Source organism: Cedecea sp. VD22, from assembly GCF_037150195.1.
GTDB lineage: Bacteria > Pseudomonadota > Gammaproteobacteria > Enterobacterales > Enterobacteriaceae > Cedecea.
In genome coordinates this window covers 192,555-210,736 of the sequence record NZ_JBBCPX010000001.1, presented here as the reverse complement: position 1 = coordinate 210,736, position 18,182 = coordinate 192,555, and the positions used below count along the sequence as shown (strand labels likewise).

The following is an 18,182-nucleotide window of genomic DNA, read 5'->3' as shown; positions in this document are numbered from 1 at the left end:
GATAATGACAGCCCCAAAAATTACCTTTATCGGCGCGGGTTCGACCATCTTCGTCAAAAATATTCTGGGCGATGTTTTTCATCGCGAAGCGCTCAGGTCGGCACACATTGCGCTGATGGATATTGACGAGACGCGTCTGGAAGAGTCACACATCGTGGTGCGTAAACTGATGGATTCCGCCGGGGCATCCGGCTACATCACCTGTCACACCGATCAAAAAACAGCGCTGCAAGGGGCGGATTTCGTGGTGGTCGCGTTCCAGATTGGCGGCTACGAGCCTTGTACCGTTACCGATTTTGAGGTTTGTAAGCGTCACGGGCTGGAGCAAACTATTGCCGATACGCTAGGCCCCGGCGGCATTATGCGCGCCCTGCGCACCATCCCGCATCTGTGGCGGATCTGCGACGATATGACCGAAGTGTGCCCGAATGCGACGATGCTTAACTACGTTAACCCGATGGCGATGAACACCTGGGCAATGTATGCCCGCTACCCGCATATCAAGCAAGTGGGCCTCTGCCATTCGGTGCAGGGCACGGCGGAAGAGCTGGCCCGTGATCTGAACATTGACCCGGCCACGCTGCGCTACCGCAGTGCCGGGATAAACCATATGGCGTTCTACCTTGAGCTGGAACGCAAAACTGCGGAAGGGCATTACGTCAACCTCTATCCAGAACTGCTCGCAGCTTATGAAGCTGGCCAGGCCCCGAAACCGAATATTCACGGCAATGAACGCTGCCAGAATATTGTGCGCTATGAGATGTTCAAAAAGCTGGGCTATTTTGTCACCGAATCGTCAGAGCACTTTGCGGAATATACTCCGTGGTTTATCAAGCCGGGGCGTGAAGATCTGATTGAGCGCTATAAAGTGCCGCTGGATGAGTACCCGAAACGCTGCGTCGAACAGCTGGCGAATTGGCATAAAGAGCTGGAAGAGTACAAAACGGCGGAACGCATAGATATTAAGCCGTCGCGCGAGTATGCCAGCACGATTATGAATGCCATCTGGACCGGTGAGCCTAGCGTAATTTACGGCAATGTCCGTAACGACGGGCTTATCGATAACCTGCCGCAGGGGAGCTGCGTTGAGGTCGCCTGCCTGGTGGATGCCAACGGGATCCAGCCCACCAAAGTTGGCGGGATCCCATCGCATCTGGCCGCCATGATGCAAACCAACATCAACGTGCAGACGCTGCTGACCGAGGCCATTCTGACTGAAAATCGTGACCGCGTTTACCATGCGGCGATGATGGACCCTCACACTGCGGCAGTTCTGGGCATCGAAGAGATTTATGCGCTGGTGGATGACCTGATCGCCGCGCACGGAGACTGGCTGCCAGCCTGGCTGCATCGCTAATAAAAAACGACGCCGGGTATAAGCCCCGGCGTTGACCTCTCTAATAACAGAAGGCGGGCGCTGGTAACGGTGACCCGGTACCCTATGAGCATCTCTCTGACAACAAAACTCAGTTACGGATTCGGTGCATTTGGTAAGGATTTCGCCATCGGTATCGTCTACATGTACCTGATGTACTATTACACCGATGTCGTAGGTTTATCGGTGGGGGTGGTAGGAACCCTGTTCCTGGTGGCAAAAATCTGGAACGCGTTTAACGACCCGGTGATGGGCTGGATTGTGAACGCCACGCGATCGCGATGGGGCAAATTTAAGCCGTGGATCCTGCTCGGCACGCTCACGAACTCGCTGGTACTGTTTTTACTGTTCAGCGCCCACCTTTTTGAAGGGACGACCCAGGTGGTGTTTGTCTGCGTGACCTACATCCTCTGGGGGACGACCTATACCCTGATGGATATTCCGTTCTGGTCACTGGTGCCAACCATCACGCTGGATAAGCGTGAACGCGAACAGCTGGTGCCGTTCCCGCGTTTTTTTGCGAGCCTGGCTGGATTCGTGACTGCCGGGGTAACGCTGCCGTTTGTGAACTATGTGGGTGGGGCTGACCGCGGGTTTGGTTTTCAGATGTTCACGCTGGTGCTGATCGCGTTCTTTATCGTTTCCACAATTGTCACGCTGCGTAACGTCCATGAGGTTTTCTCGTCTGACAACGAGGCCACGGCGGACAGCACCCGGCTGTCGCTGAAATCCATACTCGCCCTTATCTACAAAAATGATCAGCTTTCTTGCCTGCTGGGGATGGCGCTGGCCTATAACGTCGCCTCCAATATTATTACCGGCTTTGCCATTTACTATTTCACCTATGTCGTCGGGGATGCGGATCTGTTCCCGTACTATCTTTCCTATGCCGGCGCGGCAAACCTGCTCACCCTGGTGCTGTTCCCGCGTCTGGCGAAAGCGCTGTCCCGCCGTATCCTGTGGGCGGGGGCTTCGATTCTGCCGATGGTCAGCGGGGGCGTGCTGCTGGTGATGGCGCTGACGGGCTCGGCCAATGTGCTGGTCATCTGCCTTGCGGGCGTATTCCTTAACGTCGGTACCGCGCTGTTCTGGGTGCTGCAGGTGATTATGGTGGCGGATACCGTTGATTACGGTGAATACAAGTTTAACGTTCGCTGCGAAAGTATTGCCTATGCGGTGCAGACGATGGTGGTGAAGGGCGGCTCGGCGTTTTCAGCCTTCTTTATCGCGGTCGTTTTAGGCGTCATTGGCTATGTGCCGAACGTCGCCCAGTCGGCTGAAACAATACTCGGGATGCAGTTCATCATGATTGCGCTGCCGACGTTATTCTTTGCCATCACTCTGGTGCTCTATTTCCGCTTTTATCGTCTGAACGGCGATCGGCTTCGTAAAATCCAGATTCACCTGCTGGATAAATATCGCAAAGTGTCTTCCCCGGCAGTGCCGCAGGAAACAGCGGCCATGCCGATAGCCGTTACTCGTGATGTACGGGCTTAATCTACGGAAAAGCAACCCGCTCAGGCGGGTTGCTGAAGCACTTACCGGCTGGCGGCGATTTGCGCGGGAGGAGAGAAAAACAGATCGCCGAACAGCGCGACCGAAAGCTTGCGGAAACCGAGGCCAACCAGCGTACAAATGCCCAGGCTAACAAACGGGTAGACCAGCAGAATCGCCAGCACCAGCGTGTCAGAAAGCGCACCGCTGTTGATTTTAGCCAGCATCACCAGGCTTATCGCCTCGATCAAAATGCGGTGCGTGGTGTAAATGGCAATCGTATTCGAGCCCACCACGTTCAGGAAGCTGTCTTCACGTGCTTCGCGCCAGCCGTTCAGCAAATAGAACCCGCGCAGGATAGCTACGATAGACACCAGAGAAATCACCAGCGGCACGTTGACAAAATAAAGCGCCAGCGATCCCAGGGCTATGCCTGCGCAGACAAACGGGTGTTGCGAAAAGCGGAAGTCCTTCATCCAGGCCATCAGCAAAGGGCCAAACCAGGCGCCGAGGCCGTAATACACCATATTTCGCACCACGCTGTTCAGCCCCCACCACGGCAGCGGCACAAAGGCGATAACAACGTTAATGCCCATCAGCACAGCCAGCACCGGGATGCGGTAGCGGCGCAGGGCTTTAAACATCACGAAGTAAACCAGCAGGGCGTAGAGATACCACAGGCTGGTGCTGGCCTTTGCCATGCTAAGAGCAAACTGCCCCAGCGAGTCGGCGTAGGCGGCGTTGGACGTCGGGTTACGCTCAAGGTCGGGTGCCAGCCATTGGTTAAGGTGCGTCAGCGCGATCCACTGGATCAAGCCCCACAGCAGTAACACGTAAAAAATGTTCCACAGCCGCTTGTCCACGCTGTCGCGCCATTTCACTTCATGGATGTAGCGGGCGATCAGGTAACCGGAAATGAAGAAGAATACCGGCATTCGGAAGGGCGCGAGGTAGAGATTAAGGTAAACCCAGAGTTTGGCGACATACAGATTCAGGCCGGGCCCGAGAGATGTGAGGTGAGGGTAGAAGGTAATCACCGAATGGTAGATAACCACCAGACAAATGCATAATCCTTTGATTTGGTTGATCCAGAGTTGCTTTTTCTTCATGCGATATCCGCGTCGTGACGGGCTCCAGTTGTCATGGGCCTGCTATCCTGGTGTCAAACCGATGCAATCTCGACCTCAATTGTCTGTTTTTGGCGCTGATTTGGTAAATTTAGGAAAAGGTGCAGGCACTTGAGATGTAACGGGAATAATTTAGTCGACGGAATTCATTTGGCCGGGGAGGTGTCGTATACTTCCCGGATCTTTGCTTAGGCAACCCGCAACAAGACGGATTTCATGTATCAACCTGTCGCGTTATTTATAGGCCTGCGCTACATGCGTGGGCGAGCAGCGGACCGCTTCGGCCGCTTTGTCTCCTGGCTGTCGACGATTGGTATCACCCTCGGGGTGATGGCGCTGGTCACGGTCCTTTCGGTGATGAATGGCTTCGAGCGTGAGCTGCAAAACAACATCCTCGGCCTGATGCCGCAGGCGTTGATCACCTCACCTTCCGGCTCTATTAATCCCCAGCAACTTCCCGCCGATTCCCTGAAACTTCAGGGCGTGACGCGTATTGCGCCGCTGACTACCGGTGACGTGGTGCTGCAAAGCGCCCGCAGCGTTGGGGTTGGTGTAATGCTGGGCGTGCAGCCGGACGAGAAAGATCCGCTTTCCCCGTACCTGGTTAACGTTAAGCAGGCCGATTTGGTGGCCGGGCAGTACAACGTCATCCTCGGCGAACAGCTCGCCGGCTCGCTGGGCGTTAAGCGTGGGGAAACCATTCGCATTATGGTGCCGTCCGCCAGCCAGTTTACGCCGATGGGGCGTTTGCCGAGCCAGCGTCTGTTCACCGTGATTGGTACCTTCGCCGCCAGCAGCGAAGTGGACGGCTACCAGATGCTGGTCAACCAGCAGGACGCCTCACGCCTGATGCGCTACCCGGCGGGCAATATCACCGGCTGGCGTCTGTGGCTGGCTGAGCCGCTCAAGGTCGATGTGCTGAGCCAACAAACGCTGCCTCAGGGCACCGAATGGAAAGACTGGCGCGAGCGCAAAGGCGAGCTGTTCCAGGCCGTGCGCATGGAGAAAAACATGATGGGGCTGCTGCTGAGCCTGATCGTGGCCGTCGCCGCCTTTAACATTATTACCTCCCTTGGACTGCTGGTGATGGAAAAGCAGGGCGAAGTGGCGATTCTGCAAACCCAGGGGCTGACCCGCCGCCAGATCATGACCGTGTTTATGGTGCAGGGCGCGGGCGCGGGCGTGATTGGCGCGCTGCTCGGGGCTTTACTCGGGGCGCTGCTTGCCAGCCAGTTGAATAATTTAATGCCGATCATCGGCATCCTGCTTGATGGCGCGGCCCTGCCGGTCGCCATCGAACCGGTACAGGTTGTGGTGATTGCCATTGTGGCGATGGCCATTGCTTTGCTGTCCACGCTTTACCCTTCGTGGCGCGCCGCCGCGACCCAACCCGCTGAGGCTTTACGTTATGAGTAATTCTGTCCTGTTGCAGTGTGACAACCTGTGCAAACGCTATCAGGAAGGCAAAGTGCAAACGGATGTGCTGCACGATGTCAGCTTCAGCATCAACGCGGGTGAACTGATGGCGATTGTCGGCAGCTCCGGCTCCGGCAAAAGTACCTTGCTGCACCTGCTGGGCGGCCTGGACACGCCGACCTCCGGCGACGTGGTGTTCAACGGCCAGGCGATGAGCAAACTCTCGTCGGCGGCGAAGGCGGAGCTGCGTAACCGCGAGCTGGGCTTTATCTATCAGTTCCACCACCTGCTGCCGGACTTCACCGCGCTGGAAAACGTGGCGATGCCGCTGCTCATTGGCAAGAAAAAGCCGGAAGAAGTGCAGAAGCGCGCGCTGGAGATGCTGGCCGCCGTGGGGCTGGATCACCGCAGCAGCCACCGCCCGTCGGAGCTGTCCGGCGGCGAACGTCAGCGCGTGGCGATTGCCCGTGCGCTGGTGAACAACCCGCGTCTGGTGCTGGCGGATGAGCCGACCGGTAACCTGGATGCGCGCAACGCCGACAGCATTTTCGAGCTGCTGGGCGAACTGAACGTGCGCCAGGGCACAGCATTCCTGGTAGTAACCCACGATCTGCAGCTGGCGAAACGTATGTCCCGCCAGCTGGAAATGCGCGATGGCCGCTTAACCAGCGACCTGACCTTGATGGGAGCGGAGTAATGGCTTCCCCGCTTTCTTTATTGATTGGCCTGCGTTTCAGCCGCGGGCGACGCCGCAGCGGCATGGTGTCGCTGATCTCAGTGATCTCCACGTTAGGCATCGCGCTGGGCGTGGCGGTACTGATCGTCGGCCTGAGCGCGATGAACGGCTTCGAGCGCGAGCTGAAAAACCGCATTCTTGCCGTGGTGCCCCACGGTGACATTGAGCCGGTGAACCAGCCCTTTAGCAACTGGCAGCGGGCGCTGCCCGAGGTGGAAGGCGTCAAAGGCATCGTGGCCGCCGCGCCTTATATTCGCTTTACCGGACTGGTGGAAAGCGGGGCAAACCTGCGCGCCGTTGAGGTGAAGGGCGTTGATCCGGTGCAGGAAACGCAGCTGAGCGCTCTGCCACAATACGTCCAGAACAATGCCTGGGCGAACTTCAAGGCCGGGCAGCAGCAAATCATCATGGGCAAAGGCGTGGCGGACGCGCTGAAGGTGAAGCAGGGCGACTGGGTGTCGATCATGATCCCCAACAACGATGGCGGCACCAAACTGATGCAGCCCAAGCGCGTCCGGCTGCAAATCGCCGGTATTCTGTCCCTTAGCGGCCAGCTGGATCACAGCCTGGCGATGGTGCCGCTGCAGGATGCACAGGGCTACCTGGACATGGGGGATAGCGTTACCGGGATAGCCATCAAGGTGAATGACGTGTTTAACGCCCGGCAGCTGGTGCGTGACGCGGGGCTGGCAACCAATTCTTACGTGCGTATCAGCAGCTGGATTGATACCTACGGCTATATGTACCGCGACATCCAGATGATCCGCGCCATCATGTATCTGGCGATGGTGCTGGTGATCGGCGTGGCCTGCTTTAACATCGTTTCCACGCTGGTGATGGCGGTGAAAGACAAGAGCAGCGACATCGCGGTGCTGCGCACGCTGGGGGCCAAAGACGGCCTGATTCGCGCTATTTTCGTCTGGTACGGGCTGCTGGCCGGGCTGCTGGGCAGCGTCAGCGGCGTGGTGGTTGGCGTGCTGGCTTCGTGGCAGCTGACCAACATTATCGGCGTGATTGAAAAACTCATCGGGCACCATTTCCTGTCCGGTGATATTTATTTCATTGATTTCTTACCTTCTGAGCTGCACTGGCTGGACGTGGTTTACGTTCTGGTGACGGCGCTGGTCCTTAGCCTTCTGGCTAGCTGGTACCCGGCCCGGCGCGCAAGCAATATCGATCCGGCAAGGGTGCTAAGCGGACAATAAATTCAATTAACTATAATTTGCCCTACATCATTCGAGCTGTGACCCGGCAGAATCCAGGCGCAGCTTGAGGCACAGCGGGCATTGGGAGCAGCGATGTATTACGGATTTGATATCGGCGGCACTAAGATTGCACTCGGCGTTTACGACCAGCAGCGGCGTTTACTTTGGGAAGCCCGGGTTGCTACTCCTCATGACAGTTACGAAAATTTCCTCGACGCGGTGGTCGGGCTGGTGGCGCAGGCCGACGAGAAGTTTAACTGCCGCGGCTCGGTCGGCATTGGCATTCCGGGTATGCCGGAAACCGACGACGGCACGCTGTATGCCGCTAACGTTCCGGCTGCCAGCGGCAAACCGCTTCGCGCCGATCTCAGCGCCATGCTTGAGCGCGACGTGCGCATCGACAACGACGCCAACTGCTTCGCGCTTTCCGAAGCCTGGGACGACGAGTTCCTCAACTACCCGGTGGTGATGGGCCTGATCCTCGGCACCGGCGTTGGCGGCGGCATCATCATCAACGGCAAATCTATCACCGGCCGCAGCTACATCACCGGCGAATTCGGCCATACCCGCCTGCCTGTGGACGCGCTGGAAATCCTTGGGCGCGACATTCCGTTTACCCGCTGCGGCTGCGGTAAAAACGGCTGCATTGAAAACTATCTCTCAGGGCGCGGTTTTGCCTGGCTGTGGCAGCACTTCTACCAGGAGCCGCTGGACGCGAAAGAGATCATCTCCCGCTACCGCCAGGGCGACGAGCAGGCCATCGAGCACGTGGACCGCTTCCTGGAGCTGCTGGCCGCCTGCCTCGGCAATTTATTGACCTCAATTGACCCGCATCTGGTGGTGATTGGCGGAGGATTGTCTAACTTTAGCGATATCTACGCCCAACTGCCGGAACGCCTGCCGAAGTACCTGCTGCCGGTTGCCGCAGTGCCGCGTATTGAACAGGCGCGCCACGGTGACGCAGGCGGTATGCGTGGCGCGGCATTCCTCCACTACACGGAGTAAGTCATGCTTTCTCGTCGTCAGCACCGGCTGAGCCGGTTTCGGAAGAACAAACGCCTGCTGCGCCAACGTTTGCGTCAGCGCATCTTTTTCAGAGACAGGACAGGGCCGGAAGCGATGGACAGACCAAGAGTTGTTGTACTGACCGGGGCGGGGATCTCCGCGGAGTCAGGCATTCGTACCTTCAGGGCAGCGGACGGGCTGTGGGAAGAGCACCGCGTCGAAGACGTGGCGACGCCGGAAGGCTTCGCCCGTGACCCGGCGCTGGTGCAGCGTTTTTATAACGACCGCCGCCGCCAGCTTCAGCAGCCGGAAATCCAGCCCAACGCCGCACACCTGGCGCTGGCGAAGCTGGAAGAGGCGCTGGGTGACCATTTTGTGCTGGTCACCCAGAATATCGACAACCTCCACGAGCGGGCGGGCAGTAAAAACGTCATCCACATGCACGGCGAGCTGCTCAAGGTTCGCTGCGCCAGCAGCGGCCAGGTGCTGGACTGGCAGGACGACATTACCCCGGAAGACCGCTGCCATTGCTGCCAGATTTCCTCGGCACTGCGCCCGCACGTCGTCTGGTTCGGCGAAATGCCGCTTGGCATGGACGAGATTTATCAGGCGATTGCCACCGCAGATTACTTTATTGCTATCGGCACCTCCGGGCACGTTTATCCGGCGGCAGGCTTTGTGCACGAGGCGCGTTTGCAGGGGGCGCACACCGTGGAGCTGAATCTGGAGCCAAGCCAGGTCGGCAGCGAGTTCGAAGAGAAGCATTACGGCCTGGCGAGCCAGGTGGTGCCGGAGTTTGTGGATAAGCTTTTGAAGGGATTGTAGTTCTTCTGAGCCCCTCACCCTAACCCTCTCCCCAAAGGGGAGAGGGAACTGGATCGAGCATAAATCAATTGTTTTCTCCCTCTCCCTTCCAGGGAGAGGGCCGGGGTGAGGGTAAACTTACCGCCCCGCCTTCAACCGCTGATAATAAGACTCATACAGCGCACTCGCGTCACCCACATCATTCTGCCACTCGCCAGCCTTAATCACCTCTGCATCCGGGTACAGCGACTTATCTTCCGCCACGTTCTTCGGCAGCAGCTTGCGGGCTTCGAGGTTTGGCGTCGGGTAGCCGATGGTTTCCGCCACCTGCTTAGCCACGTCCGGGCGCAGCAGGAAGTTGATCAGCTTCAGCGCGCCGTCGACGTTCTTCGCGTTGGCCGGAATCGACAGGTTATCCATCCAGAAAATCCCGCCTTCCTTCGGCCAGACGATCTCCAGCGGCGTTCCGGCCTGACGAGCCACATAGGCCGAGCCGTTCCACACCATACCGAGGTTCACTTCGCCTTCCATATAGGGGTTGGCCGGGTTGTCGGAGTTAAACGCCGCCACGTTGGGCATCAGCTTTTGCAACTCGTGGTACGCGGCCTCAATCTCTTTTGGATCGGTGGTGTTACCGGACAGGCCAAGCTTGCGCAGCGCCATCTGGAACACTTCGCGCGCGTCGTCGGTCAGCAGCAGGCTTTGCTTATACTCCGGCTTCCACAGGTCGGCCCAGCTGGTGACGCTTTTCGGATCGATAGCGTCGCTGTTCACGCCAATTGCCGTGGCGCCCCAGATATACGGGATGGAATAGTCGTTATTCGGGTCGAACGGCTTGTTCAGCATATCCGGGTCGAGATTTTTAAAGTTGCTGAGCTGGCTCTTGTCGATCTTCTGGATCATCCCTTCTTTGCGCATCTTCGCCACAAAGTAGGTGGATGGCACCACTAAATCATACGCACCGTCTTTGTAGGTCTTGAGCTTGGCGTACATGGTTTCGTTCGACTCGTAGGTCGAATAAATCACCTTGATGCCGGTCTCTTTGGTGAACTGCTCCAGCAGGCCCGGCGGCACGTACTCGGTCCAGTTGTAGAAATAAAGCGTCTTGCTGTCGTCGGCATGTGCGGCGCCGAAGCTGAGCGCCAGAGCGCCCGCAGCAAGCAGGTGGCGTGGCCATTTTTTCATTTTAACGTCCCCTGAGGTTGAGTTTTATCGCGAAGAATCAGCTGGCTGGCGATCACCAGCAGCAGTGAAAGTAACAGCAGAATAGTGGCCAGGGCGTTCACTTCCGGCGAAACGCCGACCTTGACCATCGAGTAAATTTTTAGCGGCAGGATCTCGTAGCTCGGCCCGGTCACGAACGAAGACACCACCACATCGTCCATCGACAGGGTAAAGCTCAGCAGCCAGCCTGCGGCCACGGCGGGCATCGCCAGCGGCAGAATAATCTTGCGCAGAATAGTCAGCTCGCTCGCGCCCAGGTCACGCGCCGCTTCCAGCATCTTCACGTCGAACCCTTTCAGGCGCGAGTAAACGGTGACCACCACAAACGGCAGGCAGAAGGTGATGTGGGAAAACAGCAGCGACCAGAAGCCAAGCGACACTCCCAGCAGCATAAACAGCACCAGCAGCGAGATAGCCATCACGATGTCCGGGGACATCATCACCACAAACAGCATCCCGCTGACGAACGGCTTGCCCCGAAAGCGATAGCGGTACAGAGCCACGGCGGTAAGCGAGCCGATAAGCGTGGCGGCGCTGGCGGAAAACACCGCCATCGTCAGCGAATGCTTTGCGGCCTGCAGCAGGCTGTCGTTATTCATCAGCAGGCTGTACCAGTTGGTGGTGAACCCCTGCCAGTTAATGCCGAAGCGAGAGCTATTGAACGAGTTCACGATCAGGATAACGATCGGGATATACAAAAAAGCGTAAATGGCGGACATAAAGCCGCCGCGAAGCAGGCGTCCGATCATTCCAGTTCCACCTTCTTGTTAAGCAGGCGCGCCGCGCGCCAGTACACCAGCAGCATCAGGCCCATTACCAGCGTCAGCGTAATGCTCGTCGCTGCGCCGAACGGCCAGTCGCGAATGTTGAGGAACTGGCTCTTAATCACGTTGCCGATCAGCAGGTTCTTCGCGCCGCCCATCAAATCCGACACGTAGAACAACCCCATCGCCGGCAGCATCACCAGCAGGCAGCCGGCGACAATCCCCGGCATGGTCAGCGGCAGAATAATACGCACAAAAGTTTGCAGCTTGCTGGCGCCGAGATCCCGCGCCGCCTCAAGCAGCGGCTTGTCCAGCTTCTCAATGCTGGAGTAAAGCGGCATCACCATAAACGGCAGCAGGATATACACCAGGCCGATAATCACCGCGCTCGGGGTGAACATGATGCGGATCGGCGTATCAATAAGCCCCAGCCACAGCAGGAACTCGTTGAGATAGCCCTTGGTGCTGAGGAAAATCTTCAGCCCGTAAATGCGGATCAGCGAGTTGGTCCAGAACGGCACAATCAGCAGGAACAGCAATAGCGGGCGCACCTTCTCGGGCAGCCGCGCCAGGAACCAGGCGAAAGGGTAGCCGAGCACCAGGCAGGCCAGGGTGGCTATCGCCGCCATGTTCAGCGAGTGCAGCAGCACCTGGGCATACAGCGGGTCGGCCAGCCGGGTGTAGTTATCCAGCGTAAACACCAGGCTCACGAAGTTGTCGTTATCGCGAGTCAGGAAGCTGGTGACGATGATCATCAGGTTGGGCAGGAAGACAAACAGCAGCAGCCAGCCCACCACGGTGGCAATCACCACATTCTGGAATTTACGCGAGCTCTTCATCTGCCAGCACAACCTCCCAGCTTTCTACCCAGGTCACCGCCATTTTTTGATCCAGCGTATGGTCAAAGTCCGGGTCATCTTCGTTAAAGAACTCGCTGACCATCACCAGCTTGCCGTTTTCCAGCTCGACGGTGGACTCCAGCGTCATGCCCTTGTAGTTGCGCTCGCGTACGTAGCCAATCAGCCCGTCCACTTCACGGGCGTCGTTTACCTCTTCCACGCGCAAATCTTCCGGGCGCAGCAGCACCTTCAGGCTTTGCCCGACGGTCACCGGCTGGTTCACGAAGATGTGGCATTCGCGGCCTTCCACGTTCGCCCGCACGCGCTGCTCGTCGATGCGTTCGAGCACCGTCGCGTCAAAGATATTGATCTCGCCGATGAAGCTCGCCACAAACAGGTTCTTTGGCTCTTCATAAATTTCTCGCGGCGTGCCGTCCTGCTCAATCTTGCCGTCGCGCATCACCACGATGCGGTCGGACATGGTGAGGGCTTCTTCCTGATCGTGCGTGACGAATACAAACGTAATGCCGAGCTTACGCTGCAGGGCTTTCAGCTCGTTCTGCATCTGCTTGCGCAGCTTGTAGTCCAGCGCCGACAGCGACTCATCGAGCAGCAGCAGCCGGGGCTTATTCACCACCGCGCGGGCGATGGCGACGCGCTGCTGCTGGCCGCCGGAAAGCTGGTTCGGCTTGCGCTGGGCGAACTCTTCCAGCTGCACCATTTTCAGCGCTTCGGTCACGCGTGGGGTGATTTCCGCCGCCGGCGTTTTCTGCATCCGCAGGCCAAAGGCGACGTTTTCAAACACCGTCATGTGCGGAAACAGGGCGTAGCTCTGGAAAACGGTATTCACGTGGCGGTGCTCGGCAGGCACATGGGTGATGTCCTGATTGTCGAGCGTAATTTGCCCGGCATCGACGGTTTCTAACCCGGCGATAAGACGCAGGACGGTGGTTTTGCCGCAGCCGGAAGGGCCGAGCAGCGTCAGGAATTCACCATGATTAATGGTGAGGGAGAAGTCAGAGATTACGGATTTACCATCAAAGCGCTTGGCGACTCCTGCCAGGTTGACCAGCATGGAGTGCGAACGAGGCTGTTTTTTCAATTTTTTACGCTGTCCCATAAATGACGTATCCGAAGCGAAGGATACGGGGTTTGTGATTAACCACCTTGGGTTTTGGCACGTTGAGTAAGGGCTGGCATTCTACGGCAAAGCGGCGGGATCGCCAATCCCGATAGCCAGAAACCGTGGCCGTTATCGTCTACGGTTAAAGGGATACTTTACTGAGGCCAGGTCAGGCTGTGCGAAAACTATTTTTTTCCGTAACCGACTAAAAGTGACCTGACGCAATATTTGCCCGATGCGGCTTATTGATAATTGATGTCACTAAAAACGAGGGTGGCTAAATGGATAAATTACTTGAGCGCTTTTTGCAGTATGTCTCTCTGGACACGCAATCCAGGCCCGGCGTTAAGCAGGTGCCGAGCACCGAAGGGCAATGGAAGCTCCTGCGCCTGCTAAAAGAGCAGCTGGAGCAGTTGGGGCTGGTGGACGTCACGCTCAGCGACCACGGCACGGTGATGGGCACGCTCCCGTCGAACGTCGGGCACGCTGTCCCGGCCATTGGCTTTATCTCCCACGTTGATACCGCGCCGGACTTCACCGGAAAGAACGTGAACCCGCAGATCGTCGAGAACTACCGCGGCGGTGACATCGCGCTCGGCATTGGCGATGAGATCCTTTCCCCGGTGATGTTCCCGGTGTTGCACCAGCTGATGGGCCAGACGCTGATCACCACCGACGGCAAAACCCTGCTGGGCGCGGACGACAAAGCGGGCGTGGCGGAAATCATGACCGCGCTGGCGGTATTAAAAGGCAAAAACGTGCCGCACGGCGACATCCGCGTGGCCTTTACCCCGGACGAGGAAGTCGGGAAGGGCGCGCACTTCTTCGACGTCGACGCCTTTAACGCCGAATGGGCCTACACCGTGGACGGCGGCGGCGTGGGCGAGCTGGAAAGCGAGAACTTCAACGCCGCGTCCGTGACCATCAAAATCGTCGGCAACAACGTGCACCCCGGCACCGCCAAAGGCGTGATGGTGAACGCCCTGTCGCTGGCGGCGCGCATCCACGCTGAAGTCCCGGCGGACGAAAGCCCGGAATGCACCGAAGGCTACGAAGGCTTCTACCACCTGAACACCATGAAAGGCTCCGTCGACCGCGCCGAGATGCACTACATCATCCGCGACTTCGACCGCGAGCAGTTCGAAGCCCGCAAGCGCCGGATGATGGAGATCGCCAAGAAAGTCGGCAAAGGCCTGCACCCGGACTGCTATATCGAGCTGGTCATAGAAGACAGCTATTACAACATGCGCGAGAAGGTGGCCGAGCATCCTTATATTGTCGAAGTGGCCCAGCAGGCGATGCGCGACTGCGACATCGAGCCGATCATGAAGCCGATCCGCGGCGGCACCGACGGCGCCCAGCTGTCCTTCAAAGGCCTGCCGTGCCCGAACCTGTTCACCGGCGGCTATAACTACCACGGCAAGCACGAGTTCGTGACCCTGGAAGGAATGGAGAAAGCGGTGGCGGTGATTGTTCGGATTGCTGAACTGGTGGGGAAGAAGGGGTGATTGGCGCTTTGCTTTGATTGAGTGAAAGGGAAGGAGGCGAGAGCCTCTTTTCTTTTATCACTATTTTCATATCTACAGGAGGAATGAGTTCTCAACCAATATTCTCTATGTGAATGTTAAAGGCATTTCAGAAACCAGGACGATACATTGCATATAAATAAAGGATGATTTTATGTTGAAAAGAGGCGGTTTAAGACTGCTAACAACCGGCGAGATTGCACTCGCACAAAGTATTTTCAGATCTTCAATACGTTATCATCAAGTCTGGATTCATCACGGGAGCTATCTTCCTTTCAATATTCAGGAAAGTAATACGGCCATGACGCCTAACGGCGAAATATGGTTTGAAACCAATGTGTACCGGGATGATTATTCCGTTGCTGCTATCGATTCACAGCATCTTTTTTTACATGAAATGATGCATGTGTGGCAGCATCAGCGAGGCATGATGGTCAGAACCAGGGGCCTGTTTTCCTGGGCGGTTGATTATTACTACGATCTTAATGGCAAAAAGTTATCCGACTATGGCATGGAGCAACAGGCCGGGATAGTCAGTGATTATTGGCTGTTATTGAACTATGGTTTCTCTAACTTTATCCGAAACATCCGATATAAAGATTACGATCGCCGAGAAAACATCAGAAATCTTTTCCTGAAATACAAACGCGTGCTTGGGAGTTTTCCATTATGAAATATATTGTAATTTTATTGGCGCTGATGCTTTCTGGCTGTGTTGGCGACCGACTTGATTTCAGACACGCCGGGAGTATTTTTAAAAAAAATAATGACTACATCTGTGTTAACTCCAAAAGAGGCGATGTTATTACCTATTACATTTTAAGTTCATCTGCCGATACCTATAGAGAACCTTTGTTTTTTGCCGATAATATCGCTAAACAGTACCCGGATCATTGCTTTAATCTGACGCTTAAGAAAGGTGTTACCTATAACCTGCTCTATGAAATGAATGATGTTAAGTATAGAGTTAATTTTGCGTTAGATGATGATGGGAGAATAAAGCAGGGTGTGAATAACCTGTAATGAGCGAGGAATGTGATGCATCGCATATTGGGATGTGTGGTGTGTCACATTTTTTGAGGAAGGATATAACTAACTGTGTGTTTTACGTGTTACGGAATTTCTCTTACGGGTATAAAGATAGAATTACTGATTATTCAATAAGGCCTAAAATATAAAGGCAGAACATCTTTTAAAAAAGGAATCTATTTATCATGAAGAAAAGACTTCTGATTCTGATAGGGCTAATTTCGGGCTGCGTCGGCGACCGGCTGGAGTTTAGAAACGCGGGCACTGTTTATCAAAAGAACAGAGACGTAATTTGCATTAAGTCGAAAGAAGGTGATGTTATTACCTACTATCTTTTAACCTCCTCAGAAGATACCTATCTGCAGTCTTTGTTTTTTGAAAACTATGTTCAAAAGAAATACCCGGATCATTGCTTTAACCTGACGCTTAAGAATGATGTGACCTATAACCTGCTCTATAAAATGAACGATGTTAAGTATCGGGTTAACTTTGCGTTGGATGGTGTTGGGGGGATAAAGCAGGGAGTGAATAATTTGTGAGTGGTGGGGAATGTGGTGTATTGCATATTGGGATGTGTGGTGTATCAGATTTTGTGAAGAGGAAATAACCCAAACATATATCTGATGAGTGTTTGCATCGATCGTGATAGCTGTAACGATTGTTGTATGGGTTGTCTAGTTGGCGGTAAAAGGTGGTAAGGCTCGGTTCGGAACGGTGGCCTACTAATATTGAGAGGTGGGTTTTATTCAATATTTATTAGATTATGTGGTGGTTGTAATATCCGCTGTGTGCCATGAGCGGACGTTAACTATATCAATTACCGCTACAGATAGACTCTTTGTTGAATGGGGATGCAGGGTTATGGCTCAGGAAAAACATAGTATGAACAACACAGATCGACATCGAGCGCGGCTTTGTATATCTGTTGGAACTCGATTTCGCCCATATTTGCAAAGGAGATACTGTGGGATGTTTTCGGAGTTTAAGTCCCTCTTAAATGCGCAGAAGTCACCGGAGTTGTTCAGGCTCCGATGACATGATTATGTCAGTTGATTATGAAAAATAAATTTTAAAATTTCATGTTGAAGCCACTAAAATCACTTTTTTTCTTGTACGGTATGGCCGTGTACTGATCTGTTGATGTTTTGCTCATAACATGTGCAAGATTAAGTTCATCTCCAGTATCCAGCCAAAACTCAACAGTCAAATGAATTTTTGGTTTAAGGCCATGCATTAATGCAACCATTTGTGCACTGAATACATCCCCCGTATTTAGTTTGAAGTCTGAACGGAACCCTTGGATGAAACTACTTTCACCCAATACATTATACCTTAATTCATTATCATTTAATTTATTAGTAAATAAGAACAAGAAATCAGCAGTAACTTCACTGAAATGGTCAGCGGAAACCTTGACGACTATTTTATTCGATTCAGTTTTAAAGTCATATGTGAGATTGGAGAATAATTCTTCCTGAGGTTTATAAGTGCTTTTGCCAGAGATAATGTCATTCATTTGAGCTGTAACTACATCAACGCCATTTGTGTAAAGGTCTAAATAGACTTTTTGAGTAAGAAGCGCAGGCATAGGTGATTCATCGCAGCGTATAGCAACGAATTTGACGTCTCCAGTTGCAGCTTTCATAAGGGCATTTTGCCACTCTAAAGACACCATATTACTTTTAAGGCTATTCTCTGTCACAAAGAAAAAGAAAATCTTAACGGATTCGATGCCATCATTCATGCGATCAATAATCCCTTCACCAGGTTGAATTGACCAAGAATCATAAAATACGTTAGACCTGCCATATATATTTGCAATTTTATCTGCAATATGACCAACGAAGGCTTTGTCTTTGTAATTGTGACTAATGAAAATCATCGCCTAAACCCTTAATTTGTGTGTGAAAGAAGTAAAAATTAAACAATTGAAGTCTCGTTATTATAACTATAAATTTTGAAATTTCATTGACTTCATACCCCTGCAATCCCCCAAACCGTCAAAACTCACTTTATCGCCGCGGTGTTGCGGCATTCCTGGCTGATCACCTTTTATCCATCCGCTGGATTTGTAAGTATCCCTGCAAAAGGAACCATTCACTTTAACAGATATGTCAACTTCCGCTTCTCGCTCAAAGCGGACTATTGAAAATAGATAAAGAAATTTTCATTAACTCGATGAAAACTCAACTGCTAATATTGGTAGGCCTTATGCATGCCATGAACATAGATGAGCTCTATACAGGGCAAACTTTGCCATAGCCAATTATTAGCAAAACATTATGTTGATTGAAAATTTTAAATATCAATCAATTTTATAAAACACAATGAATTTCCGTAATGTTTATTGGAAGCTTTTGACTTGAAATAAAATAATCAACAAGATAACAAAGACACATCAAAATTATAACCCCCAAATGCAACCCAACTCCCCAATTATCACATTTCCGCGATCCCCCTCGAGTTTTTTAGGTTTCCAATAATTTTGAACCAAACCACTGTTGACTTATCCAGT

At 54.0% G+C, this 18,182-nt stretch carries 17 protein-coding genes and 1 pseudogene; 11 read left to right on the top strand and 7 right to left on the bottom strand.

All coding sequences use genetic code 11. The features are described 5' to 3' along the window. Position 1: 1 nt before the first annotated feature. Complete coding sequence (melA, locus tag WFK85_RS01085) at positions 2-1,357, top strand: alpha-galactosidase (RefSeq protein ID WP_085938872.1); 1,356 nt, start codon at positions 2-4, stop codon at positions 1,355-1,357. 84 nt (positions 1,358-1,441) lie between these two features. Continuing rightward, positions 1,442-2,872, top strand: a complete 1,431-nt coding sequence (gene melB / locus WFK85_RS01080) for a melibiose:sodium transporter MelB (protein ID WP_166993790.1) — start codon at positions 1,442-1,444, stop codon at positions 2,870-2,872. Positions 2,873-2,913: 41 nt separating this feature from the next. Here the strand turns inward: melB and WFK85_RS01075 are convergent, their stop codons facing one another. Next, positions 2,914-3,978 carry an acyltransferase family protein gene (locus WFK85_RS01075; RefSeq protein WP_336707941.1) on the bottom strand — a complete coding sequence of 355 codons (1,065 nt, stop codon included), beginning with the start codon at positions 3,976-3,978 and terminating at the stop codon, positions 2,914-2,916. 234 nt (positions 3,979-4,212) lie between these two features. Here WFK85_RS01075 and lolC point away from each other — a divergent pair, with 234 nt between their 5' ends. The 5 genes from lolC to cobB all read left to right on the top strand — a co-directional run bounded on the left by lolC (position 4,213) and on the right by cobB (position 9,183). Next, on the top strand, positions 4,213-5,412 hold the full coding sequence (gene lolC, locus WFK85_RS01070; RefSeq protein ID WP_039292001.1) for a lipoprotein-releasing ABC transporter permease subunit LolC: 1,200 nt from the start codon (positions 4,213-4,215) through the stop codon (positions 5,410-5,412). Continuing rightward, a complete protein-coding gene (gene lolD, locus WFK85_RS01065) occupies positions 5,405-6,109 on the top strand; it encodes a lipoprotein-releasing ABC transporter ATP-binding protein LolD (protein WP_008453403.1) in 705 nt (234 codons plus the stop codon). The genes lolC and lolD overlap by 8 nt, the downstream gene beginning before the upstream one ends. After that, complete coding sequence (gene lolE, locus WFK85_RS01060; RefSeq protein ID WP_008453401.1) at positions 6,109-7,353, top strand: lipoprotein-releasing ABC transporter permease subunit LolE; 1,245 nt, start codon at positions 6,109-6,111, stop codon at positions 7,351-7,353. The genes lolD and lolE overlap by 1 nt, the downstream gene beginning before the upstream one ends. Before the next feature lie 93 nt (positions 7,354-7,446). Continuing rightward, positions 7,447-8,358 carry an N-acetylglucosamine kinase gene (gene nagK / locus WFK85_RS01055; RefSeq protein ID WP_039292009.1) on the top strand — a complete coding sequence of 304 codons (912 nt, stop codon included), beginning with the start codon at positions 7,447-7,449 and terminating at the stop codon, positions 8,356-8,358. A 3-nt stretch (positions 8,359-8,361) separates the two neighbouring features. Further along, positions 8,362-9,183, top strand: coding sequence for a Sir2 family NAD+-dependent deacetylase (gene cobB, locus WFK85_RS01050; RefSeq protein ID WP_008453397.1), 822 nt, complete (start codon positions 8,362-8,364; stop codon positions 9,181-9,183). A 117-nt stretch (positions 9,184-9,300) separates the two neighbouring features. Here the strand turns inward: cobB and potD are convergent, their stop codons facing one another. The 4 genes from potD to potA are packed head-to-tail and all read right to left on the bottom strand — an operon-like array spanning position 9,301 to position 13,109. Continuing rightward, positions 9,301-10,347: a spermidine/putrescine ABC transporter substrate-binding protein PotD gene (gene potD, locus WFK85_RS01045; protein ID WP_039301991.1), complete on the bottom strand. Its 1,047-nt coding sequence runs from the start codon at positions 10,345-10,347 to the stop codon at positions 9,301-9,303. Further along, positions 10,344-11,135 (bottom strand): spermidine/putrescine ABC transporter permease PotC, encoded by a 792-nt coding sequence (potC, locus tag WFK85_RS01040; RefSeq protein WP_008453392.1) that lies wholly within the window; start codon positions 11,133-11,135, stop codon positions 10,344-10,346. The genes potD and potC overlap by 4 nt, the downstream gene beginning before the upstream one ends. Continuing rightward, entirely contained in the window at positions 11,132-11,989 is an 858-nt protein-coding gene (gene potB / locus WFK85_RS01035; RefSeq protein ID WP_039301993.1) for a spermidine/putrescine ABC transporter permease PotB, read from the bottom strand. The genes potC and potB overlap by 4 nt, the downstream gene beginning before the upstream one ends. Continuing rightward, a complete protein-coding gene (gene potA, locus WFK85_RS01030; protein WP_336707946.1) occupies positions 11,973-13,109 on the bottom strand; it encodes a spermidine/putrescine ABC transporter ATP-binding protein PotA in 1,137 nt (378 codons plus the stop codon). Before potA ends, potB begins: the two co-directional genes overlap by 17 nt. Before the next feature lie 284 nt (positions 13,110-13,393). On the opposite strand from potA, the gene pepT reads away from it, so the two are divergent. From pepT to WFK85_RS01010, 4 genes are all read left to right on the top strand, one after another. Beyond that, positions 13,394-14,620, top strand: coding sequence for a peptidase T (gene pepT, locus WFK85_RS01025; protein WP_166993800.1), 1,227 nt, complete (start codon positions 13,394-13,396; stop codon positions 14,618-14,620). A 172-nt stretch (positions 14,621-14,792) separates the two neighbouring features. Next, the gene (locus tag WFK85_RS01020; protein ID WP_336707947.1) at positions 14,793-15,311 is read left to right on the top strand and encodes a type IV secretion protein Rhs; all 519 of its coding nucleotides are present in this window, start codon (positions 14,793-14,795) and stop codon (positions 15,309-15,311) included. Beyond that, entirely contained in the window at positions 15,308-15,661 is a 354-nt protein-coding gene (locus tag WFK85_RS01015; protein WP_336707949.1) for a putative T6SS immunity periplasmic lipoprotein, read from the top strand. The genes WFK85_RS01020 and WFK85_RS01015 overlap by 4 nt, the downstream gene beginning before the upstream one ends. 191 nt (positions 15,662-15,852) lie before the next feature. Next, positions 15,853-16,206: a putative T6SS immunity periplasmic lipoprotein gene (locus WFK85_RS01010; protein ID WP_336707951.1), complete on the top strand. Its 354-nt coding sequence runs from the start codon at positions 15,853-15,855 to the stop codon at positions 16,204-16,206. A 320-nt stretch (positions 16,207-16,526) separates the two neighbouring features. On the opposite strand, the pseudogene WFK85_RS01005 reads toward WFK85_RS01010, so the two are convergent. Beyond that, positions 16,527-16,648: pseudogene (locus tag WFK85_RS01005) on the bottom strand (DUF1367 family protein); the annotation flags it as partial. Positions 16,649-16,736: 88 nt separating this feature from the next. Further along, entirely contained in the window at positions 16,737-17,549 is an 813-nt protein-coding gene (locus tag WFK85_RS01000) for a toll/interleukin-1 receptor domain-containing protein (RefSeq protein WP_336707952.1), read from the bottom strand. Positions 17,550-18,182 lie beyond the last annotated feature (633 nt).

Coding starts and splice junctions, on each gene's coding strand:
- potB (WP_039301993.1), bottom strand. CDS start 11,989: ATGAAGAGCTCGCGTAAATTCCAGAATGTGGTGATTGCCACCGTGGTG.
- WFK85_RS01075 (WP_336707941.1), bottom strand. CDS start 3,978: ATGAAGAAAAAGCAACTCTGGATCAACCAAATCAAAGGATTATGCATT.
- potA (WP_336707946.1), bottom strand. CDS start 13,109: ATGGGACAGCGTAAAAAATTGAAAAAACAGCCTCGTTCGCACTCCATG.
- WFK85_RS01015 (WP_336707949.1), top strand. CDS start 15,308: ATGAAATATATTGTAATTTTATTGGCGCTGATGCTTTCTGGCTGTGTT.
- lolC (WP_039292001.1), top strand. CDS start 4,213: ATGTATCAACCTGTCGCGTTATTTATAGGCCTGCGCTACATGCGTGGG.
- nagK (WP_039292009.1), top strand. CDS start 7,447: ATGTATTACGGATTTGATATCGGCGGCACTAAGATTGCACTCGGCGTT.
- cobB (WP_008453397.1), top strand. CDS start 8,362: ATGCTTTCTCGTCGTCAGCACCGGCTGAGCCGGTTTCGGAAGAACAAA.
- melB (WP_166993790.1), top strand. CDS start 1,442: ATGAGCATCTCTCTGACAACAAAACTCAGTTACGGATTCGGTGCATTT.
- potC (WP_008453392.1), bottom strand. CDS start 11,135: ATGATCGGACGCCTGCTTCGCGGCGGCTTTATGTCCGCCATTTACGCT.
- pepT (WP_166993800.1), top strand. CDS start 13,394: ATGGATAAATTACTTGAGCGCTTTTTGCAGTATGTCTCTCTGGACACG.
- potD (WP_039301991.1), bottom strand. CDS start 10,347: ATGAAAAAATGGCCACGCCACCTGCTTGCTGCGGGCGCTCTGGCGCTC.
- WFK85_RS01020 (WP_336707947.1), top strand. CDS start 14,793: ATGTTGAAAAGAGGCGGTTTAAGACTGCTAACAACCGGCGAGATTGCA.
- lolD (WP_008453403.1), top strand. CDS start 5,405: ATGAGTAATTCTGTCCTGTTGCAGTGTGACAACCTGTGCAAACGCTAT.
- lolE (WP_008453401.1), top strand. CDS start 6,109: ATGGCTTCCCCGCTTTCTTTATTGATTGGCCTGCGTTTCAGCCGCGGG.
- WFK85_RS01000 (WP_336707952.1), bottom strand. CDS start 17,549: ATGATTTTCATTAGTCACAATTACAAAGACAAAGCCTTCGTTGGTCAT.
- WFK85_RS01010 (WP_336707951.1), top strand. CDS start 15,853: ATGAAGAAAAGACTTCTGATTCTGATAGGGCTAATTTCGGGCTGCGTC.